This is a genomic window from Stenotrophomonas sp. 2201_Sma, from assembly GCF_056486685.1.
Map to the genome: position 1 here is coordinate 4,136,669 of NZ_CM151329.1, position 20,161 is coordinate 4,156,829.

Sequence of the window (20,161 nt, forward strand, 5' to 3'; positions counted from 1 at the left end):
CATCCACCGGGCATGGCCCGGCGTTATCGATCAGGCGCCCACTGCTTGAGGAAGGCCATCACCTGCGCCGGCAGGTAGGTCTCGCCCCTGCGCATTGCCGCCGTCGCCTGCGGTGCCAGCAGGGTGCCGTCGGCATCGAGCACCAGCAGGTAGGGGTAGTCGCGGCCCATCTCCGGGAACTGGCCGAGGAAAGCGCTGTTGGGCTTCTCGTCGCTCTCGTTGACCTTCACCCACACGTAGTGGGCATCGCGGAAACGGCGCAGGTCGCCATCCCCCTCCACGATCTGGTCCAGCGCATGACAGCGGTCGCAGCCGGCGTTGCCGACCTCGAGGATGATGCGCTTCTTGCCACGCTGGGCTTCCACCTTGGCGGTGGCCAGATCGTCGGCGGGGTCGCGGGCCGGGTCGAACTGTGCACTGAGCCCGGCGATGGCGGCGATATCCGCCGCCACCGGGGTGTTGCCCGAGGCCACCGGTTCGCTGGGGTCAGCGACCGGTGGCTCGGTGGGACGGGTATCCAGTGGCTGCGTCGGCCCGGTGGCGGCGGGTGGCGGGGGTTGCGAACACGCGCCGATCAGCGCCGCACAGACCATCCCCATCGCACCACCGAGCTTCGTACGCATGCCAGCTACCCTCTCATCACTTGACGCCGTGCATCAGCTTGTTGATCAGCGGGGCGATCAGGAACAGCACCACGCCGGAGCCGATCAGGGCCCAGAAGCCGAAGGTATACCCCTTCAGTGCCGAATCGATCGTCATGCCGCCTTCACCGCTGACGGCGCCGGCGAAGATGCCCGACAGGTTGTTGCCGATGCCGGTGGACAGGAACCAGCCACCCATGCCGAAGCCGACCAGGCGGACCGGGGCCAGCTTGGTCACCATCGACAGGCCGATCGGCGACAGGCACAGCTCACCGACGGACTGGATGACGTAGACCATGAACAGGGTCCAGAACGGGATCTTGCCGTCCACGACCATCTGCGACAGGGCAAACATCAGCAGGGCGAAGGCCGCGCCGTTGAACAGCAGGCCCAGGCCGAACTTGCGCGGGATGGAAGGATTGGCGCGACCCAGGGCCACCCAGATCCAGGCGATCAGCGGCGCCAGGGTGATGATGGCCACCGAGTTCACCGACTGGAACCACGCGGTCGGGAAGGTCCAGTTGCCGAAGTCACGGTTGACGATGTTCTCGGCCAGGAAGGTGAACGAGCTGCCGGCCTGTTCGAAGAACATCCAGAACATGACGTTGAACGCGAAGATGATCAGCATGGCGATCACGCGGTCGCGCTGCACCTTGCCCTCGCGGATGCCTTCGACCAGCAGCAACACGGCCAGCGCAGCGAACATCACGCCCAGGATCCAGGCCAGCGCGGTGGCGCCGGTCGCCAGCAGGAAGTAGGCGACCGGGATGGCCACCAGCGCGCCCACCAGCACCATCACGATGCGACCGAAGCCTTCGGCACCGGCCGGCGGTGCGCCGATGCCCTTCAGGCCGGCCCGGCCGATGTAGAACCACACCAGCGAGATCAGCATGCCCACGCCGGAGGCGATGAACACGACCTTGTACGACGGCATTTCCGAAGTGCCGAACACCTTGCGGGCCAGGTACTCGGTCAGCACCGGGGCGATCATCGCGCCGATGTTGATGCCCATGTAGAAGATGGTGAAGCCCGAATCGCGGCGCTCGTCCTTCAGGCCATACAGCTTGCCGACCATGGTGGAGATGTTCGGCTTGAACAGGCCGTTGCCCACGATGATCGTGGCCAGGCCGAGCTTGAACAGATGCTCTTCCGGCAGCGAGATCATGAACAGGCCGGCCGCCATGATGATCGCGCCGGTCAGGATCGAGCGCTGGTAGCCCAGCACCCGGTCGGCCACGTAGCCGCCGAAGATCGCCGCCGCGTACACCAGCGCCAGGTAGGCACCGTAGATGCGGCTGGCATCGCCCTCGCCGGCGGCGTTGCCGTTGTAGAACTGGGCGACGATGTACAGCACCAAGGCCCAGCGGATGCCGTAGAACGCAAAGCGTTCCCAGAACTCGGTCATGAACAGCATCCACAGCGGGCGCGGGTGGCCCAGCGTGGTCTTGAAGTCCGGCAGCGCCGGCTCCGGGGTGTTCGCAGTGGCGTTTACGCTCATGCGGGATTCCTGGTTCGGTGGATGACGAGCACGTCCGATGTGCAATGGAGCAACGCGCGAGGATCACCGACTTGTGGCGTTCACGTCAAATACACGCCGTTTGAGGCAGGTGGCCGCCTGCTCGCTGAACTTGCATCTGAAACGATCCAGCCGCCGGCCGGGATCCGGATGAATGGGGATCAGCCCAGCTCCGGCGGGGGCGCGGCCTGCAGCGTGGTCCGCACCTGGAACAGCTCGGGGAAGAAGGTCAGCTCCAGCGCCTGGCGCAGGAAGCCGACCCCGGACGAGCCTCCGGTCCCGCGCTTGAAGCCGATCACCCGCATCACCGTACGCATGTGGCGGAACCGCCAGAGCTGGAAGGCCGTCTCCAGGTCCACCAGGTCCTCGCACAGCGAATACTCGCGCCAGTAGCGGTCGGTGTCCTGGTAGATGCGCTCGAAGACCGGCTGCAGGGCGTCGTCGGCCACGTGCGGCTGGGTCCAGTCGTGGGTCTCGTACATTGCCGGCACGGCATGGCCGAAGCGGGCCAGGTACTTCAGGAATTCCTCGTACAGGCTGGGCGCCTCCAGCACGCTCCGCAGCTGCGCCTGCCCGGCCGGATCATGCTCGAACACCTGCAGCATCTGCGCGTTCTTGTTGCCCAGCAGGAACTCGATGTAGCGGTACTGCAGCGACTGGAAGCCCGAGGAAGGCCCCAGCACGTCGCGGAAGCCCATGTACTCGGACGGGGTCAGGGTTTCCAGCACCGACCACTGCTCGGTGAGCTGGCGCAGCACCTGCTTGCTGCGGGCCAGCACCTTGCGGCACTGCCAGACTTCATCGCGCTGCAGGAAGCCGATGGCCGCGCCAAGCTCGTGCCCCAGCAGCTTCAACCACAGCTCCGACGTCTGGTGCTGGATGATGAAGAGCATCTCGTCATGGTGCGGCGGGTTGGACAGCGGCTGCTGGGCACTGAGCAGCTGGTCCAGCCGCAGGTAGCCGCCGTAGGTCAGCCGGCCGTGCAGGTCGGTGTGGATGCCGGCTTCGAGATCGCGTTGGTTGTTGTCGACGGACATGGGCGGGACCAGATCGGGGGCGGCAAGGGTAGCGCGTTGCCGCCGCGCTGGCAGCGGGAGGATCCATACCGGGCCGTGCGGTGAGCCGTGGATCACCCGGCAATGGCGCGCCCGCGCGTGGAACCGTTTGCGACGTTGCGCCGGCAGTCAGCCGGAGGCGTATTCTGATGCTATGCAGCAACGACTGAATACGTTGTTGTTATTGGCCCTCCACCCGCCGGCAGGGGTACAACGGGGAATCGCCGTGTTGCGCCGCAGGAAGGCTATTTCGTACGCGTTCCTTAACATGGCGATTCATATCATTTGTAACTTCTCTGTCGAAGGTGCAGTACGCGATGACGGTTGCCGCTGAATTCAAGATCGAATACCTGCAGTATCTGGATGCGGACGGCACGCTCGTCCGCGACGACCTGCCCGAATCCCTGAAGGATCCGCGCGTCCTGGTGCCGCTGTTCAAGCAGATGCTGTACGTCCGCACGTTCGACAGCAAATCCATCGCCCTGCAGCGCACCGGCAAGCTGGGTACCTATGCCGCCTGCCTGGGTCACGAGGCGGCGCATGTGGGCATCGGCGCCGGCATGCGCGAAGGCGACGTGCTCGGCCCGAGCTACCGCGAGTACGGCGCGATGTTCATGCGTGGCGTGCGCCCGTACGACGTGCTGATGTACTGGGGCGGCGACGAGCGCGGCAACGACTTCACCGGCAATGCGGTGAAGGACTTCCCGTTCTGCGTGCCGATTTCCACGCAGTGCCTGCACGCTGCGGGCGCCGCGCTGAAGTTCAAGCTCAACAACGAGCAGCAGGTCGCGGTGGCGGTGTGTGGCGATGGCGGCAGCTCGAAGACCGACTTCTATGCCGCGCTGAACTCTGCCGGTGCCTACAAGCTGCCGCTGATCCTGTGCATCGTCAACAACGGCTGGGCCATCTCGGTGCCACGCTCGGCGCAGACCGGTGCCGAAACGCTGGCACAGAAGGGCCTGGCCGGCGGCCTGCACTGCCTGCAGGTGGACGGCAACGATCTGATCGCGGTGCTGGCGGCGATGGAACAGGCGCGCGAGCGCGGCCTCGCCGGCGAAGGCGGCACCGTGCTGGAACTGATGACCTACCGCCTGTCCGACCACACCACCGCCGACGACGCGCGCCGCTACCGCGACGACGCCGAAGTGAAGGATGCCTGGACCCGTGAGCCGATGCTGCGCCTGCGCAAGTACCTCACCGCCCAGGGCGTGTGGAGCGAGGACGAAGAAAAGGCCTGGGTGGAGCAGTGCGGCGCCAGGGTCGACGAGGAAGTGAACCAGTACCTCAATACCCCGGTGCAGCCGGTCGAGGCGATGTTCGACTACCTGTATGCCGATCCGCCGCCGGATCTTCTGGCCCAGCGCGCGGCCGCCATTGCCCTGGAGCAGCGCCATGGATGACATCAAGACGGGCGCTTCCGCTTCCCAGGCCAATGCCGCCGACAGCGCTGCTGTCGCCGGTGGAGACATCGCAATGACCGCTACCCCCATCACCCTGATCGAAGCCATCACCCAGGCGCTGGCCTGGGAGCTGGAACACGACCCGTCGGTGCTGGTGCTGGGCGAGGACGTGGGCGTCAACGGCGGCGTGTTCCGCGCCACCGCCGGCCTGCAGCAGCGCTTCGGTGCGCAGCGCATCCTCGACACCCCGCTGGATGAAACGACCATCGCCGGCCTCACCGTCGGCCTGGCCGCGCAGGGCATGAAGCCGGTGGCCGAAGCCCAGTTCGATGGCTTCGTCTACCCGATGGTCGACCACATCATCTGCCACGCCGCGCGCCTGCGCACCCGTACCCGTGGCCGCCTGCACTGCCCGATGGTGCTGCGCGTGCCGTGGGGCGGTGGCATCCGTGCGCCGGAACACCACAGCGAAGCCAACGAATCGATCTTCACCAACGTGCCGGGCCTGCGCGTGGTGCTGCCGTCCAGCCCGCAGCGCGCCTATGGCCTGCTGCTGGCCGCCATGCGCGATCCCGATCCGGTGATCTACATGGAGCCCAAGCGCATCTACCGCCAGTACAAGGAAGTGGTCGTCAACGACGGCGAAGCCCTGCCGCTGGACGTGTGCTTCGTGCTGCGCGACGGCACCGACGTGACCCTGGTCGCCTGGGGTGCGCAGGTGAAGGAAGCGCTGGAAGCGGCCGACAAGCTGGCTGGCGAGGGCATCAGTGCCGAAGTCATCGACGTGGCCACGCTGCGTCCGCTGGACTTCGCCACCATCGCCGAGTCGGTGTCCAAGACCGGCCGCTGCGTGATCGTGCAGGAGGCCCCGAAGACCGCGGGCTTCGGTGCGGAAATCGCCGCGCGCCTGGCCGAGGAATCGATGTACGACCTGCTGGCCCCGGTCGAGCGCGTTACCGGCTACGACACCCACATTCCGCTGTTCCGCCTGGAGATGAAGTACCTGCCGAGCGTGGACCGGATCGTGACCGCGGCCAAGCGCGCGGTGGCGGCAGGCTGACATGCGGGCCCGCCTCCTTGGGGCTTACCGCAGCCAGTATCCCAACCCGCTCCGGTTCCGCACCGGCCAGATCGTCGAAGTAGGCGTACGTGACGAGGAATGGCCGGCGTTTGCCTGGGTACGCACCAGCGATGGACGCGCCGGCTGGGCGCCCGTCGCCTGGCTGCAACTGCTGGACGACGGTCGCGCCGAAGCCCTGCGCGATTACGACGCCCGCGAGCTGGATGTGGAAAGCGGCGAGATGGTCAAGCTGCATCACGAACACGGCGGATGGTGGTGGTCCGAGCGCGCCAATGGTGCGACGGGCTGGCTGCCGGCCCGCGAACTGGAACTGCTGGAAGAGAACTGCAAATGAGCCAGACCAAGAATTTCAACCTGCCCGACCTGGGCGAAGGCCTGCCGGACGCGACCATCGTCGAGTGGTTCGTGAAGGAAGGCGATGTGATCAAGCTGGACGAGCCGCTGGTGTCGATGGAGACCGCCAAGGCCGTGGTGGAAGTGCCGTCGCCGGTCTCCGGCAAGGTGCTGAAGCTGTCCGGTGCGGCCGGTGACATCATTCCGACCGGCTCGGTGCTGGCCAGCTTCGAGATCGACCCGAACCTGCCGCAGCGTGCCGATGGCCAGGACACCGGCCACAGCCACGGCCATGCGCCGGCACCGGCTGCGGCCGCAGCACCGACCCCGCCGCCGCTGCCGACTCCGGCACCGGCCGCCGCCGAGGACGCCAAGGCCGAGCGCGATGACGCCGGCACGGTGGTCGGCGCGATGCAGAGCTCCAATGCCGTGCACACCGAGCAGGCGCTGGCCGTCGGTGGCGTCAAGGCCGTACCGGCGGTGCGTGCGATGGCCCGCAAGCTGGGCGTCGACCTGAGCCGCGTGCGCGCCACCGGCAGCGATGGCGCGGTGACCATGGCCGACGTCAAGCAGGCCGCCGCCAACGGCACCGCCAAGCTCGGCGCCGCGCCGGCCCCGGCTGCCGCTGCGGCCTATGCCGCGCCGGCCCCGGCGCAGGTGTCTGCGCCGGTACAGAACGAAACCCGCACCCCCTTGTCTGCGGCGGGCAAGCCGATGCGCACGCAACCGCCGGGCGTGGTCGCCAAGGGCCAGCCGGAACCGCTGAAGGGCGTGCGCCGCAACATGGCGCGGGTGATGGCCGATGCGCACAGCAAGGTCGTACCGACCACGCTCAACGACGACGCCGACATCCATGCCTGGCTGCCCGGCAACGACGTCACCGCCCGCCTGGTGCGTGCCATCGTGGTTGCCGCGCAGAAGGTGCCGGCGATGAACGCCTGGTTCGACGGCGAAGCGCTGACCCGCACCCTGCACGCGCAGGTGGACATCGGCATCGCCGTGGACACCGACGACGGCCTGTTCGTGCCGGCCCTGCGCAACGCCGACATGCTGGATGCCCGTGGCATCCGCGAGGGCGTGAACCGCCTGCGCGAGCAGGTGGAAGCGCGCTCGATCGCGGCCTCGGAACTGAGTGGCTATACCATCTCGCTGTCCAACTTCGGCATGTTCGCCGGCCGCTACGCGACCCCGGTCGTGGTGCCGCCGTGCGTGGCCATCGTCGGTGCCGGCCGTGCCCGCCATCAGATGACCCCGGTGATGGGCGGCGTGGAAGCGCACAAGGTCATCCCGCTGTCGGTCACCTTCGACCACCGCGCAGCCACCGGCGGCGAAGCTGCCCGCTTCCTGCGCGCGATGATGGACGACCTGGCCCTGGCCAGCTGATCGACCACCACCTCTGAAACACAGAAGACGCCGGGCAGTGCCCGGCGTTTTTTGTGCGCGCTCTACGGTAGAGCCGAGCCCATGCTCGGCAGCTTCCTGCTGGTCAACCGAAGGTGGGCGGAACCACATCCGGGAACAGCGGAACCGGCAGGTACCGGCTCCCCTCATTTCAACCGCGCGCGGGCAGGCCCTCGGCGCGGCTGTACACACGCAGGCGGTGCCCATCCGGATCAACACCCACGAAGGTATGCCCGAATTCCAGGGTGACCGGGGCCTGCACGATCTGCACGCCGAGTGCGCGCCACGCGTCGTGCATCTGCTGTACAGCCTCCGGGTTGGCGACCACCATCGCCAGTTCCGCGGCGCCGGCCTGCGTGGACACCGGCGGCTGCACGTCATCGCGCTGCCACAGGCCGAGCGCGGCGCCGTCGCCGAGCAGGAACAGAGCAAAGCCGGGCGACTGCTCGACGGGGGGCGTGCCGAGGATGCCGCTGTAGAAGGCGGCGCTGGCAGCGACATCACTTGCGTACTGCAGCAGGGTGCTGGGCCTGAACATGGGGACGCTCCGTTGTTGGGAGCCTTCATGGTGGTACCGCCCTGCTGACAGATTCTGTCAGCAGCATCGCGATTGTTCGCCCGCTGTTCGCCAAGCTCGAAGGCCGTCGAGCAAGCCCGATGCTACGAACGATCCAACCAGTCCGGTGCGATGCCCTGGGCCTTCTGCCAGCGCCGCAGCAGGATGGCGCGTGGCACGTGATAGCGATCCTCCAGCGCGCGCACCTGGCGGATGCGGTCCAGCCGGAAGTGGCGGAAGTCTTCGCGGCTCTCGCACCACGCCGCCAGCATCGGAACTTCGTCGAAGTAGCCCAGCGCGAAGGGCCAGACGATGCGCTCGCTTCGCTGGCCGTGCGCATCTTCGTAGCCGAACTTCAGGCGCTGCTGTGCGCTTACGGCTTCGCGCACCGCCTGGAGCCGGGCCGCCGGCACCTTCGCCGCTGTTCGTGAAGGGCCCACGCGCAGACCGCTGTCACGCAGTGCCTCGCGGCGGGCGGCGGGCAACACATGCGCGATGCGCGCCAACGCATCACGGGCAGCCTCGGCCAGCGCCGGCTCGGTGCGGGCCGCCACCCAGCGCAGGCCCAGCACCAGCGCGTCGATCTCGGCCGGTGGCAGGGTCATCGGCGGCAGCGTGTCGCTCGGCGCGAGCTGGTAGCCGACGCCGGCCTCGCCGCGCAGGTCAGCGCCCTGCCCGCGCAGCGTCTCGATGTCGCGGTACAGCGTACGCAGGCTGATACCCAGCGCATCGGCCAGCACCTGTCCGGCCACCGGCCGTCGATGGCGGCGCAGCAGCTGCAGCAGCTGGGTCAGGCGCAGCGCACGCGACATCAGCCGACCAGCGCGCTTGATGTCACCACGTGCTCACCCGGTTGCGGGGCCAGCGCGGCTCCGGTCAGTGCCTTGGCGATCTCGGCGGCTGGATTGATCCGCCATGCCCGCGGCAGTGCCGGCCCCAAGGCACCGAGCACCGCCAGTGCGAAACGCTCACCACGACGGACCTCGGTGCGCTCGCCGCCGATCAGTCCAGGCCGCACCAGGGTCAGCGAGGCGAAGCCCAGCGCGCGCAGGTCACGCTCCAGCTCGCCCTTCACCCGGTTGTAGAAGATCGACGACTGCGGGTTGGCACCGGCTGCGGAATTCAATACATAGGTCTTCGCGCCCTGTGCCTGCGCCAGACGGGCGAACGCCAGCGGATAGTCATGGTCGATGCGGTGGAAGGCCTCGCGGCTTCCGGCCTGGGCGATGGTGCTGCCCAGCGCGCAGATGACCGCGTCCACGCGCGCCCACTCGGGCGAGGCGGGCAACGCGTCAAAGGCCAGCACCGGGTTCTGCAGCTTCCCATGGGTCAATGCCAGCGGACGCCGGGTGGGCGCGACCACGGCGCTGCAGCGCGGGTCGTCCAGCAGCCCGGGCAGGGTCAGCCCGCCGACCAGGCCGGTCGCCCCCAGCAACATCACGCGCATCACCACCTCCCGTGCGGCATCCTGTCGCCCATCCTAGCCGTTCAAGCCATCGGCAGCCGCGCCGATATGCTGGAACCAGACCCTGCCAGCCCCAGGATTCGCTCCATGACGGACCACCCCGACCCGCGCCCCGCCCCCGGCACCGCCCTCGGTCCGCCGGCACGCGTGCGCGCGGTTGCCGACGCGGGTGAGGGCGAGCGCGTGGTCCTGCAGGGCGGCAGCAGCGCAAGCCTGCAACGGCTCTTTGCCGGTGCCGATGCGCCGGAGCCGCTGCTGGCCGCGTTCGCCAATGGCATGGCGACGCTGCCGGGCGAACTGGGCGACATGGGTGATCGCCTGCAGTCCGCGCAGGCCAGCGCCGACTGGCCACGCTACGGGCGGGCGATGCGGCAACTGATCGACAAGTACATCCGCACCATCGACCAGCATTCACCGGATGGGCAGCCCGACAGCCTGCGCCTGTCCGAACAGCTGCGCCTGCTGCTGGGCGGCGCGGTAGTGGCGCTGCTGCAGCACGACCCGGACCTGCGCGAGCAGGCGCAGGCGCTGTCCCTTCGCCTGCGCCACTGGCAGCCGGGCAGCGCCCTGGAGCCGATCGAGCAGGGTGTGCGCGAGCTCGGCCATCAGATCGGCGTGCGTGCCGGCAGCTGGCAGGAACAGCAGGCGCTGCTGCTGGAGCTGTTCGCACTGCTGCTGGAGAATGTGAGCGAACTGCTGGACGATCGCAGCTGGCTGCAGGGCCAGATCGCGGCGGTGCGGCAACTGCTGTCCGGCCCGCTGCAGGCCGAGGCCGTTGAACGAACGCGTGCCGAGCTGCGCGAGGTGATCTACCGGCAGGGCCTGCTGCGCCAGGGCATCGACGACTCCAAGGCGGCGATGCGCGGACTGATGGGGGATTTCATCGAACGCATGGATGGCATGGCCACCAGCACCGGTGAATACCATGACCGTATCGGCAGCTACGCACTGCAGCTGCGCGAGGCGCGCAGCATCGCCGATCTGAACCAGCTGCTGCAGGAGGTGATGCGCGATACCGGCAAAGTGCAGCAGCAGGCCGCGCAGGCACGCGACCACTTGGCTGCCGCACGGCTGGACGTGGAGCGCGCTGAACAACGCATCGCCGAGCTGGAACAGGAACTGCGCATGGCCGGCGACCTCGCGCGCATCGATCCGCTGACCCAGGCACTGAACCGCCGGGGCCTGGACGAACTGCTGCAGCGCGAGCTGGCGCGCGCCGAACGCAACAACACGCCGCTGGGCGTGGCGGTGATCGATCTGGATGACTTCCACCAGACCAACAACGCGCATGGTCACGCCGGCGGTGACGCGCTGCTGCAGCACATGGTGGCCGTGTGCAGGCTGCTGCTGCGCGCCACCGATGGCATCGCGCGGCTGGGCGGCGACGAGTTCGTGCTGGTGCTGCCGGAGACGCCCGGTGCGGACAGCATGGCCACCGTGCAGCGCCTGCAGCGCTCACTGGCGCATCGGGTACTGACCGTGCAGGACCGGCGCGTGCCGGTGCATTTCAGTGCCGGACTGGCGCAATGGCAGCCCGGCGATGACAGCGAGGCGCTGCTGCGACGCGCCGACGAGGCGCTGTACGCGGCCAAGCGGCAGGGCAAGAACCGCGTGCAGGCGGGCTGAAGCGCTCCGCCGGGCATGGCCCGGCGCTACCGCCGCCCGTCCGGCGACGCGGCTACTTCCCGCGCAGCTTCTGGATGCCGGTCACCGCCGCCAGCACGATGGCGCCAGCGACGATACCCACCACCATGTTGGCAACCGCGCCGATCAGCCAGCCCCACTGGCCCTCGCTACCGAGCGCCTGCACCGCGTGGTGCAGCGCCGGCACGTTGTGCACCAGAATGCCGCCGCCGACCAGAAACATGGCCACGGTGCCGGCGATCGACAGGAACTTCATCAACCACGGCGCCGATGCGACCAGGCCGCGTCCGAACGCTGCGACCGCTCCGCCCTTGCCCGAGAGGTACAGGCCCGCGTCGTCCAGCTTGACGATGCCGGCAACCAGTCCGTAGACGAACACCGTCATCGCCAATGCGACCACCACCAGGGTGAGCACCTGCTGGGAGAACGAGGCGGCGGCAACCACGCCCAGTGTCAGGACGATGATCTCGGCAGAGAGGATGAAGTCGGTACGGATCGCACCTTTCACCTTGTCCTTCTCCCACGCCACCATGTCCACCTGCGCATCGGCCAGCGCCCTGCGCCGCTCGGCCTGGTGCTCGGCGTCCTCGTCCGCCGAATGCAGGAAACGGTGCGCCAGCTTTTCCACGCCCTCGAAGCACAGGAATGCGCCACCGATCATCATCAAGGGCACGATCAGCGGCACGTTCCAGCCACGACCATGCAGCCAGGCTTCCAGGGCGCTGATCGCCAGCGCGGCCGGAACCAGGATCACCTTGTTGAGCAGCGAGCCTTTGGCCACCGCCCAGACCACAGGCAGTTCACGGTTGGCGGAAACACCGGTTACCTGCTGCGCGTTCAGCGCCAGGTCGTCGCCAAGCACACCGGCCGTCTTCTTCGCGGCCACCTTGGTCAGGATCGAGACGTCGTCGAGCAGCGTCGCGATATCGTCGAGCAGGGCAAACAGGCTGGCACCGGCCATGGGGGTTCCAGGAGGGAGGATGGACGGATTCTGACCGATCCAACGGCCCGGGAGGAAGTGGATTCACCGCGTGCCTACCCTGCCCCGGCCAGACTGGCGAGGTGATCCCGTTCCGCCGGGCATGGCCCGGCACTACCGGTCGTTGTCCACAAGGAGTGCCGTTTGAACAATCCGCCCACCGCCACTGGCAATCCACCGCTGGTAAAAGGCATGAGCCGACGCAGCCAGATCCTGCGCCTGCTGATGCGCTACCGTCATTCGGGGGTGTTCTCCGGCATGAACCTGGACGCAGCCGGCAGCCAGGCCGAGGTGCCGGCCGACGGCAATCCCGAGCAGTTCGTCAGTGACCTGGAAGCGCTGGGGCCGACGTTCGTCAAGCTGGGCCAGATGCTGTCCACACGTCCAGACATGGTGCCGGTGGAGTTCGCCACGGCACTGGAGCGCATGCAGGAGAAGGTGGCCGAGATTCCGGTCGAACGCATCCATGCCATCGTCGAGCAGGAGCTGGGGGCACCGGTGAGCAAGCTGTTCGCGGCCTTCGACCCCGAGCCGCTGGGCTGCGCCTCGATCGCCCAGGTCCATCGTGCGGTGATGCATGACGGCCGGCAGGTCGCGGTGAAGGTGCAGAAGCCGGAGGTCGCCGCGCAGCTGCGTTCGGACCTGGAAGCGTTGCGCAGCTTCGCTCTGGCCGCCGATCACCTGACCCAGGTCGGCCGCCGGGTCCGCCTGCGCGACTGGCTCAACGAGTTCGCCAAGACCCTGATGCAGGAGCTGGATTACCACGCCGAGGCCGAGAACCTGGCCCGCTTCGGCCGCCATCTGCGGCCCTTCCGGCGCCTGTGGGTCCCGCAGCCGATCTGGGATTACAGCAGCCAGCGCGTGCTGACCATGGAGCTGGCCACCGGCGTTCGCGTGGACGCGATACCCGGCGTACGCCGTACCGAGCAGTCGATGGACCCGTTGGCAGCCGCGCTGATCCGGGGCTACCTGGACCAGATCTTCGTGCATGGCGAGATCCACGCCGATCCGCATCCGGGCAACCTGCGGGTGATGCCCGATGGTCGCCTCGCCATCTTCGATCTGGGCATGGTCGCGCACATGCCACCGCGGCTGCGCGAGCGCCTGCTGAAGATCCTGTTCGCCGCCGTCGATGGCCGCGGCGAAGAAGTGGCGGACGATCTGATCAGCATCAGCACCCGGCTGGAAGCCTTCGACGAGGAGCGTTACCTGCGCGAGACCGGCCAGTTGATCGCGCGCTATGCCGCCAGCGGCAATTTCTCCGAGGGACGCGTGGTGCTGGACATGGTGCGCATCGCCACGGCCTGTGGATTGCGTACGCCGCCGGAACTGAGCCTGCTGGGCAAGGCGCTGCTGAACCTGGAGACGGTCTGCCGCCTGCTCGCGCCCGAACTGGACACGCGCCGCATCGTCGAACGCCAGCTGCAGCATGTGATGCGCGCGCGCCTGAAGAAGTCGCTGTCGGCCGCCAACCTCGCCAGCGAGGCGATGGAGCTGCAGCAGCTGCTGCGCGATGGGCCGCGCAAGCTGTCGGACATCATGGCCCTGCTGGCCGAGAACCGCCTGCAGATGAAGGTGACCGGGCTGGAGGAATCACGGCTGATGGAGAACCTGCAGAAGATCGCCAACCGCGTGGCGGCGGGCATCATCAGCGCAGCGCTGATTCTGGCCGCATCGCTGATGATGAAGCTCGATACCGGCTGGCATCTGTTCGGTTACCCGGCGATCGCGCTGGTGCTGATGCTGATCGGCGTGGCGTTGGGGCTGGGCATCGTCACCAGCGCGCTGTTGTTCGACCGGCGCGCGCGGGCACGCGAGGAACGCGGCCATCGATGAGCGGAGTGCGTGGTGCGCGACATGTGCACCTGCGCCATACGTCCGTCTCTGAAGTGCCGCATTCATGCGGTTCTTAATGCAATCCAACGCGCATTTTCACGCTCGTTTTACTTGATCGCGCTGTTACCACACGCGCTCGATCAACAAACATTTCAGTCAGGTTCGTGCATGCACTATCGGGTCATCGGCCTGTCATGCACACGTGCTAGCGGCAGCGCCGGTCGGATGGACACGCGTCGGTACGACGTCCATCGCACCACCCCGTTCACTGCCGAAGCCGCCTATGCTCTGGATCCTTCTGCTGTCGTTGTTGCTGCTGGCCTGGCTGTTCCTCGCTTCCGACAAATGGATGTGGTGGAAGGCCGGTTCGTTCTCACTGCTGTTGCTGGCGCTCAGCACGTGGTGGCTGATCGACAAGCTCTCCGGTGACGGACTCAACGCCGCCACGCTGTACCACCTGGGTGCGGACATGGAGGGTGCCGGCGTCGCCGACTTCAAGGGCTACATCGCCGGCTTCATCGTGCTGGCCCTGGTTTCGCTGCTACCGCTGTTCGCCACGCGGGTCCGCCGCTGGCATCGGCCCGGACGGGGTGCGGCCTGGTTCGCCGGCTTCGCCGTCGCATGGGTGGTCACGCTCATGGTCAGTCCGCTGGCGCGCGACGGCCAGCGTCTTTACCAGCAGCTGCGACCGGTTGATTTCGCGCGCATCGCGCCGGAATACCAGGTGCCTACCCAGCCGTTGCAGCGGCCGCGCAACATCGTCTGGATCTACGGCGAAAGTCTTGAACGCACTTATCTGGACGAGAACGTGTTTCCCGGGTTGATGCCCAATCTCAATCGTCTGGCCGCCAGGTCGTTGGATGTGCGCGGCCTGGCATCGGCCGAAGGCAGTGGCTGGACCATCGCCGGGCTGGTGGCATCGATGTGCGGCGTGCCGCTGACCACCTCGCAGGGCGATGAGAACAGCATGGACCGGATGGGCAGCTTCCTGCCCAAGGCCGTGTGCCTGGGCGACTACCTGAAGCAGCAGGGCTACACCAACCATTATCTGGGCGGCGCCAACGGCCAGTTCGCCGGCAAGGGCCAGTTCCTGGCCAGCCACGGCTTCGACGAAGTACATGATCTGGCGTGGTTCAAGCAGCAGAAGAAGATCGGGCGCATTCACTACTCTGCTTGGGGCGTACACGATGACGTGCTGCTGGACACCGCCTACCAGCGCTTCGAGCAGCTCTCGCGCGCCGGCGCACCGTTCATGCTGACCACGCTGACCATGGATACGCACCATCCCGCAGGCCACCTGCCGGTGTCGTGCAAGGGCGAACGCTACCAGAGCCAGTACGGCAACATCGGCCTGCTCAACGCGCTCAAATGCACCGACCGCCTGATCTCGCAGCTGGTCCAGCGCATCCAGGCCAGTCCGTACGGCAAGGACACACTGATCGTGATCGCCTCGGACCATCTGGCGATGCCCAACGATCTCAGTCACGTGCTGGCCAGGCAGAAGCGCGAGAACCTGCTGCTGTTCCTCGGTGCTGGCGTGGCGCCGCGCCAGCTGGCGGCGGAGAACGGCTCGACGCTGGACTCCGGCGCCACCCTGCTGGGCCTGCTCGATCCGGGCCTGCGCACGATGGGCTTCGGCCGCTCGCTGCTGGACGAAACGCGTGCCCCCAGTGCCAGCGTCGCGGCGCGTCGCGATGGCGGCCGCGATTACCCGCAGTACCTGGCATTCGCCCGGTCGCTGTGGCTGGGCGAGCCGACCCGCGAACTGAGGATCGACAACGACGACCAGGTGGTGGTGGGCATGCAGCACGTGCAGCCGCCGGTCCTGCTGGAGTACGACAAGGACTGGGGCCTGAAGTCGGTGTATCTGGAGAACACGTCCCGCCAGTTCGACGATGCCGATCCGGACAACACCCTGGCCTATGTGGATCGCTGCACCGCATTCGAGGATGGGTCGGCCGACGGCGACTGGTGCGCCTTGCTGGTGAACCGCGACAACGGCATCAAGCTGTACCGCGACGACGACCTGCGTGGTGGCATCGCGGTGGACGCGCCGCTGGATGCGTTCCAGGGCCCGCGCCCGAGCGTGCGCCAGGCCCACATGATCACCCAGAAGGGCCGCCGCACCCGCGCCGGCCAGTACATGCTGCAGCTGGTGGCAAGCACGCGCCCGGATCGCGGTTTCTGGATCGAGGCCGTGTCATCGCAGCGCAAGGTGGTGCTGGCCCAGCAGTGGGTCCAGCCTGATGCCGACGGCAAGATCAATGTGTCCTTCGGACTGGATCATGAAGTGGACGATCTGGAGATCCGCGCCTGGTTGAATCACGCCGAGAAGCTGGCCGTGGATACCTTCGCGCTGGTGCCTTCGCGCAGCCGACCGCGGGGATAGGGTTTTCTGCAGGGCTGCGCCCTGCACCTGCCGAGGCCGGAGCAACAGCAACAGCGTGCATTCCGTGGGATGGCGGGGCGGTGTAGGTTGGCAGGACACGCCGTAAACCCATCCATGGGGGCTCGATGGCGCCATCCATGGCGCCAACGGTCCTGCCAACCCACACCGCCCCACCTCTGACGGTTTCCGGCAGGTGTGGGTAGGTGTCGACCTTGGTCGACACTTCTGTCAGATATCGAAATCAATCTGGGGTCAGATCCGTTTTCTGCGGAAGAAAACGGATCTGACCCCAAAAGCAATTCCAGCAGATCGCGGAAATCTGTCGAAGGCGGGGTGCGCGCTGTTGCTGTTGCTCCGGCCTCGGCAGGTGCAGGGCGCAGCCCTGCCGGGAATCCCCTACTCCTGGGGATCGCGGGTGATGTGGATGTCCGTTGGCGTGGACAGCGGAATGTTCCGCTCCGCCAGGATCTGCAACAGACTGAAATACAGATCGCTGCGGGTGCCGTACACCTGCCGCGGGCTGGCCACGTAGGCGAAGCTGTTGATGGTGATCTGGCCGCCGGCAATGCCGTCGATGTACACCGTGGGCGCGGGCGTCTGCAGCACGCTGGTGTGCGCGCCATAGGCATCCAGCATGGCCTGCCGCAGGCCGGCGACGTCGGTGCTGGTCGGTACCGCGAACTGGATCTGGATGCGGCCCTGGTTGTTGCCCATCGTCATGTTGCGGATGGTCTTGGTGATCAGCTCCGAGTTGGGCACGATCAACGTGGACTTGTCGCCCACCTGGATCTCGGTCGAGCGCACATTGATGCGGCGGATGTCGCCTTCCTGGTCACCCAGCTTCACCCAGTCACCGATCTTCACCGGTCGCTCGGCCAGCAGGATCAGGCCGGAAACAAAATTCTGGGTGATCGCCTGCAGGCCGAAACCAATACCCACCGACAACGCACTGACCAGCAGCGCCAGCTTCTGCAGATTCAGGCCCATCACCGTCAGGGCCCACAGCACCGCGATGATGATGCCAAGATAGCGGGCGACGGTGCTGATTGAATTGCGCGCGCCCAGATCCAGTTCGGTCTTGGGCAGGTAGGTGTCGGCCAGCCAGCGCTGCACCACCTGCATCACCCCCAGCCCGGCCAGCAGCACGCCGATGGCCAGTACGATGCGGCCCGGCTCCAGCGTCAGGTCCTTGGCGATGGGAATGCCATCGGCCAGCGACGCGAAGCGCTCCACGATCGAGCCGACATTGCCGAAGGGCGCGGCCAGTGCCAGCAGCGCGATCAGGACCACGAAGGTGCGCAGCACCGCCGACAGCAGCACGCCGGCCTGCTCCAGCCTGGAGACGCTCAGGCCGGTGCTGAGCAGGATGGTCTGGCCAACCTTGCTGTCGGCGTTCAACAGCCAGGTGCAGAAATCATCGACAAACTTGAACAGCAGGGTGGCTGCCAGCACCACGATGCTGCCGCCGATCAACTGCTGGTTCACGAACTTGGCGAAGTTCACATAGCCCAGCAGCGTGGCGATGATCGCCGCCACCACCGCGATGTTGCCGGCCACGCGCGCCAGTACCAACCAACTGCTGCGGCGCACCGGCTGCTGTGCGCCGAGACCCTCGGCCTGCGCTTCCAGCTTCGCTTCGGCTTCGGCCGTCTGCCGCCGGTGCAGGCGTGCCAGGGTCACCAGCATGGCCATGATCAGGCCGAGGTAGGTCAGCGCAATCACGCCATCCAGGGCCACCGTGGTCACGTCGCTGGTACGGGTGGCACGGTCGATGGCCACCAGCACGTTGCTCAGCCAGGCCAGCGCAGCGGCACCCCAGGCGTACTTGCGCAGCTTCAGCGCGGCCGTGTCATCCAGGTTCAGCAGCCGCCAGGAGGGGCGTCTGGGCATCAGCAGGCACGCGCTGAGCGCAGCGATGAAGGCCGCAGCGAAGGTCGCCGCCACCAGGCCATCGGCCACGTTCTGCAGCCGCGGGGCGATGCCACCGATGGCATTCAGCGAAGCCACCAGCACCACTACCGCATAGCCCGGCAGCAGGGTGCCCACCAGCAGCAGCCACATGGCCAGGCCGGAACGGCGCAGGCGGCCGTCCGGCGCGCGTTCCGAGGCGGCAAACCGGCGCCCCAGCGCGCGCAGCCACAGGCGCAGCGGGAACATCATCACCAGTGCTGCGGCCAGGCCGAGCAGCAGGGTGCCCCAGCCGTGCGTGTCGATGGCCTTGGCCAGGGTGTCACGCCCCTGTTGCGCCAACGGGCGCACGCGGGCGATGTCATCGGGAAGCTGATCGGCCACCTGCCGCCAGAGCGACGGCGACAGCGGTGAATCGACCTTGCGGCCCAGTTCCTCGCTGATCTGCGCGGAACGTTGCTTGTCGATGTCCGCACTCAACTGCTGGGCACGCACCGCGATGGATTTTGCCTGGGCCACCGAGGCCGCCAGGGCATCGCGCTCGCGGGTGAGCGTGCGTCGCTGCGCGGCCAGGTCGGGGGGCTCGGTGGTGCCCTGCGGCGCTTCACCCAGCTGGGCCAGCTGCTCATTGAGCTGATCCAGCTGTGGCTGCAGGGACTTGTCCAGCGCCTCGGCATCCCGCTTGGCCTTCGACGCGTTCTCTGAAAGCGTGCCGAGTGTTTCGGTGGCTTCGGCGTCGTCACGCTTGCGCTCGATCTCCTTCAGCGCGCTGTCAATCTGTGCCAGCTGCTGCTTCGGCGTAGGCGCCTCGTTCTGCGCGAGCACCGGCGCGGACAGCAGAAGGACGGCACCCAGCAGCAGGCCCAGCCAGGGCCCGCGCATGCGGATCGATTGCAGGAAGGAAGACACGCCAGATGCACACCGGTTCGCGCGGACCACCGCGCCTGCGCGCGACTATACGGCACGACCGGTCAAGGTCGGATGCCCGCGGCGGCACCGCCCGCAGCACCCGCCCCCGCGGTTCAGTACTTCAACCGCAGCTCCTCCACCGTCGGCTGCTGCAGCGCATACCAGTCCTGGAACTCTTCCTCGGTGATTTCGTCCGGGGCGTACACCGCCACCGGCGGCCAGTCGTGGTCGGTCGGCAGCGGCTGGCGCGGACCGGCGCGCAGGCTGTAGCTGACGCCCTCATAGTCCACCAGATCGTCGACCTGCGGCCATTGCTCGCGCGCGAACGCGGTTTCACTCTTCAACAGGATCACCTGGTACATCGGCACCTCCACTTCAGGTTGGATCGGAACACCCGGCGCTGGCGGCAGGATACCGCCGCGCCGATGACAGCGGGAATGACGCCGCGGCGACGCAATGTTCTGGACACCGCCATCGCTCCGGCTTCACCCGCTCGTGGCGAGCCCGTCGGCATCGTGGAGGCCCGTTCCCGCTGCGCCTGCCGATGACCGAACAGCTGCCACTGAAGACCGTCGCCGACCTCAAGCTGCCCCGCTACCTGGGCACCTGGTATGAGATCGCGCGCCTGCCCATGCGCCACGAGCCGGAAGGCTGCACCGATGTCTCGGCGCACTACAGCCTGCTCGACAACGGCAACGTCAGCGTCCACAACCGCTGCCGCATGGACGGCCAGGTCGAGGAGGCCAGCGGCGAGGCCTGCCCCGTCGACAACGACAGCGCGCGCCTGGAAGTGAGCTTCCTGCCCAAGGGCCTGCGCTGGCTGCCCTTCGCCAAGGGCGACTACTGGGTCATCCAGATCGCTCCGGACTACAGCGTGTCGCTGGTTGGCAGCCCCGATCGCCGCTACCTGTGGCTGCTGGCACGCGAGCCGAAGCTGGACGCCACCGTGCGGGACCATTATCTGGCCACGGCGCGGCTGCAGGGCTTCGATCTGTCCGAACTGATCCACACGCCGCACACCGGCCATCCCACCGCCTGACCCATCACC

General features: G+C 67.4%; 17 protein-coding genes. 8 read left to right on the plus strand and 9 right to left on the minus strand.

Going from position 1 to position 20,161, the window contains the following annotated elements; genetic code table 11:
* Positions 1-23 precede the first annotated feature (23 nt).
* From ACZLIF_RS19025 to ACZLIF_RS19035, 3 genes are all read right to left on the minus strand, one after another.
* The gene (locus ACZLIF_RS19025; protein ID WP_053519849.1) at positions 24-623 is read right to left on the minus strand and encodes a thioredoxin family protein; all 600 of its coding nucleotides are present in this window, start codon (positions 621-623) and stop codon (positions 24-26) included.
* Between the two features lie 16 nt (positions 624-639).
* Positions 640-2,139: a peptide MFS transporter gene (locus ACZLIF_RS19030; RefSeq protein ID WP_053519850.1), complete on the minus strand. Its 1,500-nt coding sequence runs from the start codon at positions 2,137-2,139 to the stop codon at positions 640-642.
* A gap of 179 nt (positions 2,140-2,318) precedes the next feature.
* On the minus strand, positions 2,319-3,194 hold the full coding sequence (locus ACZLIF_RS19035; RefSeq protein ID WP_053519851.1) for a tryptophan 2,3-dioxygenase: 876 nt from the start codon (positions 3,192-3,194) through the stop codon (positions 2,319-2,321).
* Positions 3,195-3,529: 335 nt separating this feature from the next.
* On the opposite strand from ACZLIF_RS19035, the gene pdhA reads away from it, so the two are divergent.
* From pdhA to ACZLIF_RS19055, 4 genes are read left to right on the plus strand one after another with little or no spacing between them, the layout of a single operon-like run.
* A complete protein-coding gene (gene pdhA, locus ACZLIF_RS19040; protein WP_053519852.1) occupies positions 3,530-4,612 on the plus strand; it encodes a pyruvate dehydrogenase (acetyl-transferring) E1 component subunit alpha in 1,083 nt (360 codons plus the stop codon).
* Positions 4,605-5,672 (plus strand): alpha-ketoacid dehydrogenase subunit beta, encoded by a 1,068-nt coding sequence (locus tag ACZLIF_RS19045; RefSeq protein ID WP_053519853.1) that lies wholly within the window; start codon positions 4,605-4,607, stop codon positions 5,670-5,672. The genes pdhA and ACZLIF_RS19045 overlap by 8 nt, the downstream gene beginning before the upstream one ends.
* Position 5,673: 1 nt before the next feature.
* A complete protein-coding gene (locus ACZLIF_RS19050; RefSeq protein ID WP_053519854.1) occupies positions 5,674-6,027 on the plus strand; it encodes an SH3 domain-containing protein in 354 nt (117 codons plus the stop codon).
* A complete protein-coding gene (locus tag ACZLIF_RS19055; protein WP_053519855.1) occupies positions 6,024-7,409 on the plus strand; it encodes a dihydrolipoamide acetyltransferase family protein in 1,386 nt (461 codons plus the stop codon). Before ACZLIF_RS19050 ends, ACZLIF_RS19055 begins: the two co-directional genes overlap by 4 nt.
* A 169-nt stretch (positions 7,410-7,578) precedes the next feature.
* Here ACZLIF_RS19055 and ACZLIF_RS19060 read toward each other — a convergent pair whose 3' ends face one another.
* The 3 genes from ACZLIF_RS19060 to ACZLIF_RS19070 form a co-directional block, all read right to left on the minus strand.
* Positions 7,579-7,965, minus strand: coding sequence for a VOC family protein (locus ACZLIF_RS19060; RefSeq protein WP_065174364.1), 387 nt, complete (start codon positions 7,963-7,965; stop codon positions 7,579-7,581).
* A 122-nt stretch (positions 7,966-8,087) separates the two neighbouring features.
* Positions 8,088-8,795, minus strand: coding sequence for a helix-turn-helix transcriptional regulator (locus ACZLIF_RS19065; protein WP_065174363.1), 708 nt, complete (start codon positions 8,793-8,795; stop codon positions 8,088-8,090).
* Positions 8,795-9,430: a Rossmann-fold NAD(P)-binding domain-containing protein gene (locus ACZLIF_RS19070; RefSeq protein WP_128988909.1), complete on the minus strand. Its 636-nt coding sequence runs from the start codon at positions 9,428-9,430 to the stop codon at positions 8,795-8,797. Before ACZLIF_RS19070 ends, ACZLIF_RS19065 begins: the two co-directional genes overlap by 1 nt.
* A gap of 105 nt (positions 9,431-9,535) precedes the next feature.
* Between ACZLIF_RS19070 and ACZLIF_RS19075 the strand changes: the two genes are divergently transcribed.
* Complete coding sequence (locus ACZLIF_RS19075; RefSeq protein ID WP_053519859.1) at positions 9,536-11,074, plus strand: GGDEF domain-containing protein; 1,539 nt, start codon at positions 9,536-9,538, stop codon at positions 11,072-11,074.
* A 52-nt stretch (positions 11,075-11,126) separates the two neighbouring features.
* Here the strand turns inward: ACZLIF_RS19075 and ACZLIF_RS19080 are convergent, their stop codons facing one another.
* Positions 11,127-12,053, minus strand: a complete 927-nt coding sequence (locus ACZLIF_RS19080) for a DUF808 domain-containing protein (RefSeq protein WP_128990269.1) — start codon at positions 12,051-12,053, stop codon at positions 11,127-11,129.
* Between the two features lie 210 nt (positions 12,054-12,263).
* On the opposite strand from ACZLIF_RS19080, the gene ACZLIF_RS19085 reads away from it, so the two are divergent.
* Positions 12,264-13,907, plus strand: coding sequence for an ABC1 kinase family protein (locus ACZLIF_RS19085; RefSeq protein ID WP_241686012.1), 1,644 nt, complete (start codon positions 12,264-12,266; stop codon positions 13,905-13,907).
* A gap of 283 nt (positions 13,908-14,190) precedes the next feature.
* Positions 14,191-16,296: a phosphoglycerol transferase I gene (locus ACZLIF_RS19090; RefSeq protein ID WP_128990265.1), complete on the plus strand. Its 2,106-nt coding sequence runs from the start codon at positions 14,191-14,193 to the stop codon at positions 16,294-16,296.
* Between the two features lie 396 nt (positions 16,297-16,692).
* Here ACZLIF_RS19090 and ACZLIF_RS19095 read toward each other — a convergent pair whose 3' ends face one another.
* Both ACZLIF_RS19095 and ACZLIF_RS19100 read right to left on the minus strand, forming a co-directional pair.
* Entirely contained in the window at positions 16,693-19,086 is a 2,394-nt protein-coding gene (locus ACZLIF_RS19095) for a DUF3772 domain-containing protein (RefSeq protein ID WP_128988407.1), read from the minus strand.
* Positions 19,087-19,226: 140 nt separating this feature from the next.
* Positions 19,227-19,475: a hypothetical protein gene (locus ACZLIF_RS19100; protein ID WP_053520409.1), complete on the minus strand. Its 249-nt coding sequence runs from the start codon at positions 19,473-19,475 to the stop codon at positions 19,227-19,229.
* Positions 19,476-19,657: 182 nt separating this feature from the next.
* On the opposite strand from ACZLIF_RS19100, the gene ACZLIF_RS19105 reads away from it, so the two are divergent.
* Positions 19,658-20,152, plus strand: coding sequence for a lipocalin family protein (locus ACZLIF_RS19105; protein WP_053520408.1), 495 nt, complete (start codon positions 19,658-19,660; stop codon positions 20,150-20,152).
* Positions 20,153-20,161: the final 9 nt, after the last annotated feature.

What these genes read in the sequence shown, in the direction of transcription:
- ACZLIF_RS19025 (WP_053519849.1), bottom strand. Translation starts at nt 623, where the DNA reads ATGCGTACGAAGCTCGGTGGTGCGATGGGGATGGTCTGTGCGGCGCTG.
- ACZLIF_RS19030 (WP_053519850.1), bottom strand. Translation starts at nt 2,139, where the DNA reads ATGAGCGTAAACGCCACTGCGAACACCCCGGAGCCGGCGCTGCCGGAC.
- ACZLIF_RS19035 (WP_053519851.1), bottom strand. Translation starts at nt 3,194, where the DNA reads ATGTCCGTCGACAACAACCAACGCGATCTCGAAGCCGGCATCCACACC.
- pdhA (WP_053519852.1), top strand. Translation starts at nt 3,530, where the DNA reads ATGACGGTTGCCGCTGAATTCAAGATCGAATACCTGCAGTATCTGGAT.
- ACZLIF_RS19045 (WP_053519853.1), top strand. Translation starts at nt 4,605, where the DNA reads ATGGATGACATCAAGACGGGCGCTTCCGCTTCCCAGGCCAATGCCGCC.
- ACZLIF_RS19050 (WP_053519854.1), top strand. Translation starts at nt 5,674, where the DNA reads ATGCGGGCCCGCCTCCTTGGGGCTTACCGCAGCCAGTATCCCAACCCG.
- ACZLIF_RS19055 (WP_053519855.1), top strand. Translation starts at nt 6,024, where the DNA reads ATGAGCCAGACCAAGAATTTCAACCTGCCCGACCTGGGCGAAGGCCTG.
- ACZLIF_RS19060 (WP_065174364.1), bottom strand. Translation starts at nt 7,965, where the DNA reads ATGTTCAGGCCCAGCACCCTGCTGCAGTACGCAAGTGATGTCGCTGCC.
- ACZLIF_RS19065 (WP_065174363.1), bottom strand. Translation starts at nt 8,795, where the DNA reads ATGTCGCGTGCGCTGCGCCTGACCCAGCTGCTGCAGCTGCTGCGCCGC.
- ACZLIF_RS19070 (WP_128988909.1), bottom strand. Translation starts at nt 9,430, where the DNA reads ATGCGCGTGATGTTGCTGGGGGCGACCGGCCTGGTCGGCGGGCTGACC.
- ACZLIF_RS19075 (WP_053519859.1), top strand. Translation starts at nt 9,536, where the DNA reads ATGACGGACCACCCCGACCCGCGCCCCGCCCCCGGCACCGCCCTCGGT.
- ACZLIF_RS19080 (WP_128990269.1), bottom strand. Translation starts at nt 12,053, where the DNA reads ATGGCCGGTGCCAGCCTGTTTGCCCTGCTCGACGATATCGCGACGCTG.
- ACZLIF_RS19085 (WP_241686012.1), top strand. Translation starts at nt 12,264, where the DNA reads ATGAGCCGACGCAGCCAGATCCTGCGCCTGCTGATGCGCTACCGTCAT.
- ACZLIF_RS19090 (WP_128990265.1), top strand. Translation starts at nt 14,191, where the DNA reads ATGCTCTGGATCCTTCTGCTGTCGTTGTTGCTGCTGGCCTGGCTGTTC.
- ACZLIF_RS19095 (WP_128988407.1), bottom strand. Translation starts at nt 19,086, where the DNA reads ATGCGCGGGCCCTGGCTGGGCCTGCTGCTGGGTGCCGTCCTTCTGCTG.
- ACZLIF_RS19100 (WP_053520409.1), bottom strand. Translation starts at nt 19,475, where the DNA reads ATGTACCAGGTGATCCTGTTGAAGAGTGAAACCGCGTTCGCGCGCGAG.
- ACZLIF_RS19105 (WP_053520408.1), top strand. Translation starts at nt 19,658, where the DNA reads ATGACCGAACAGCTGCCACTGAAGACCGTCGCCGACCTCAAGCTGCCC.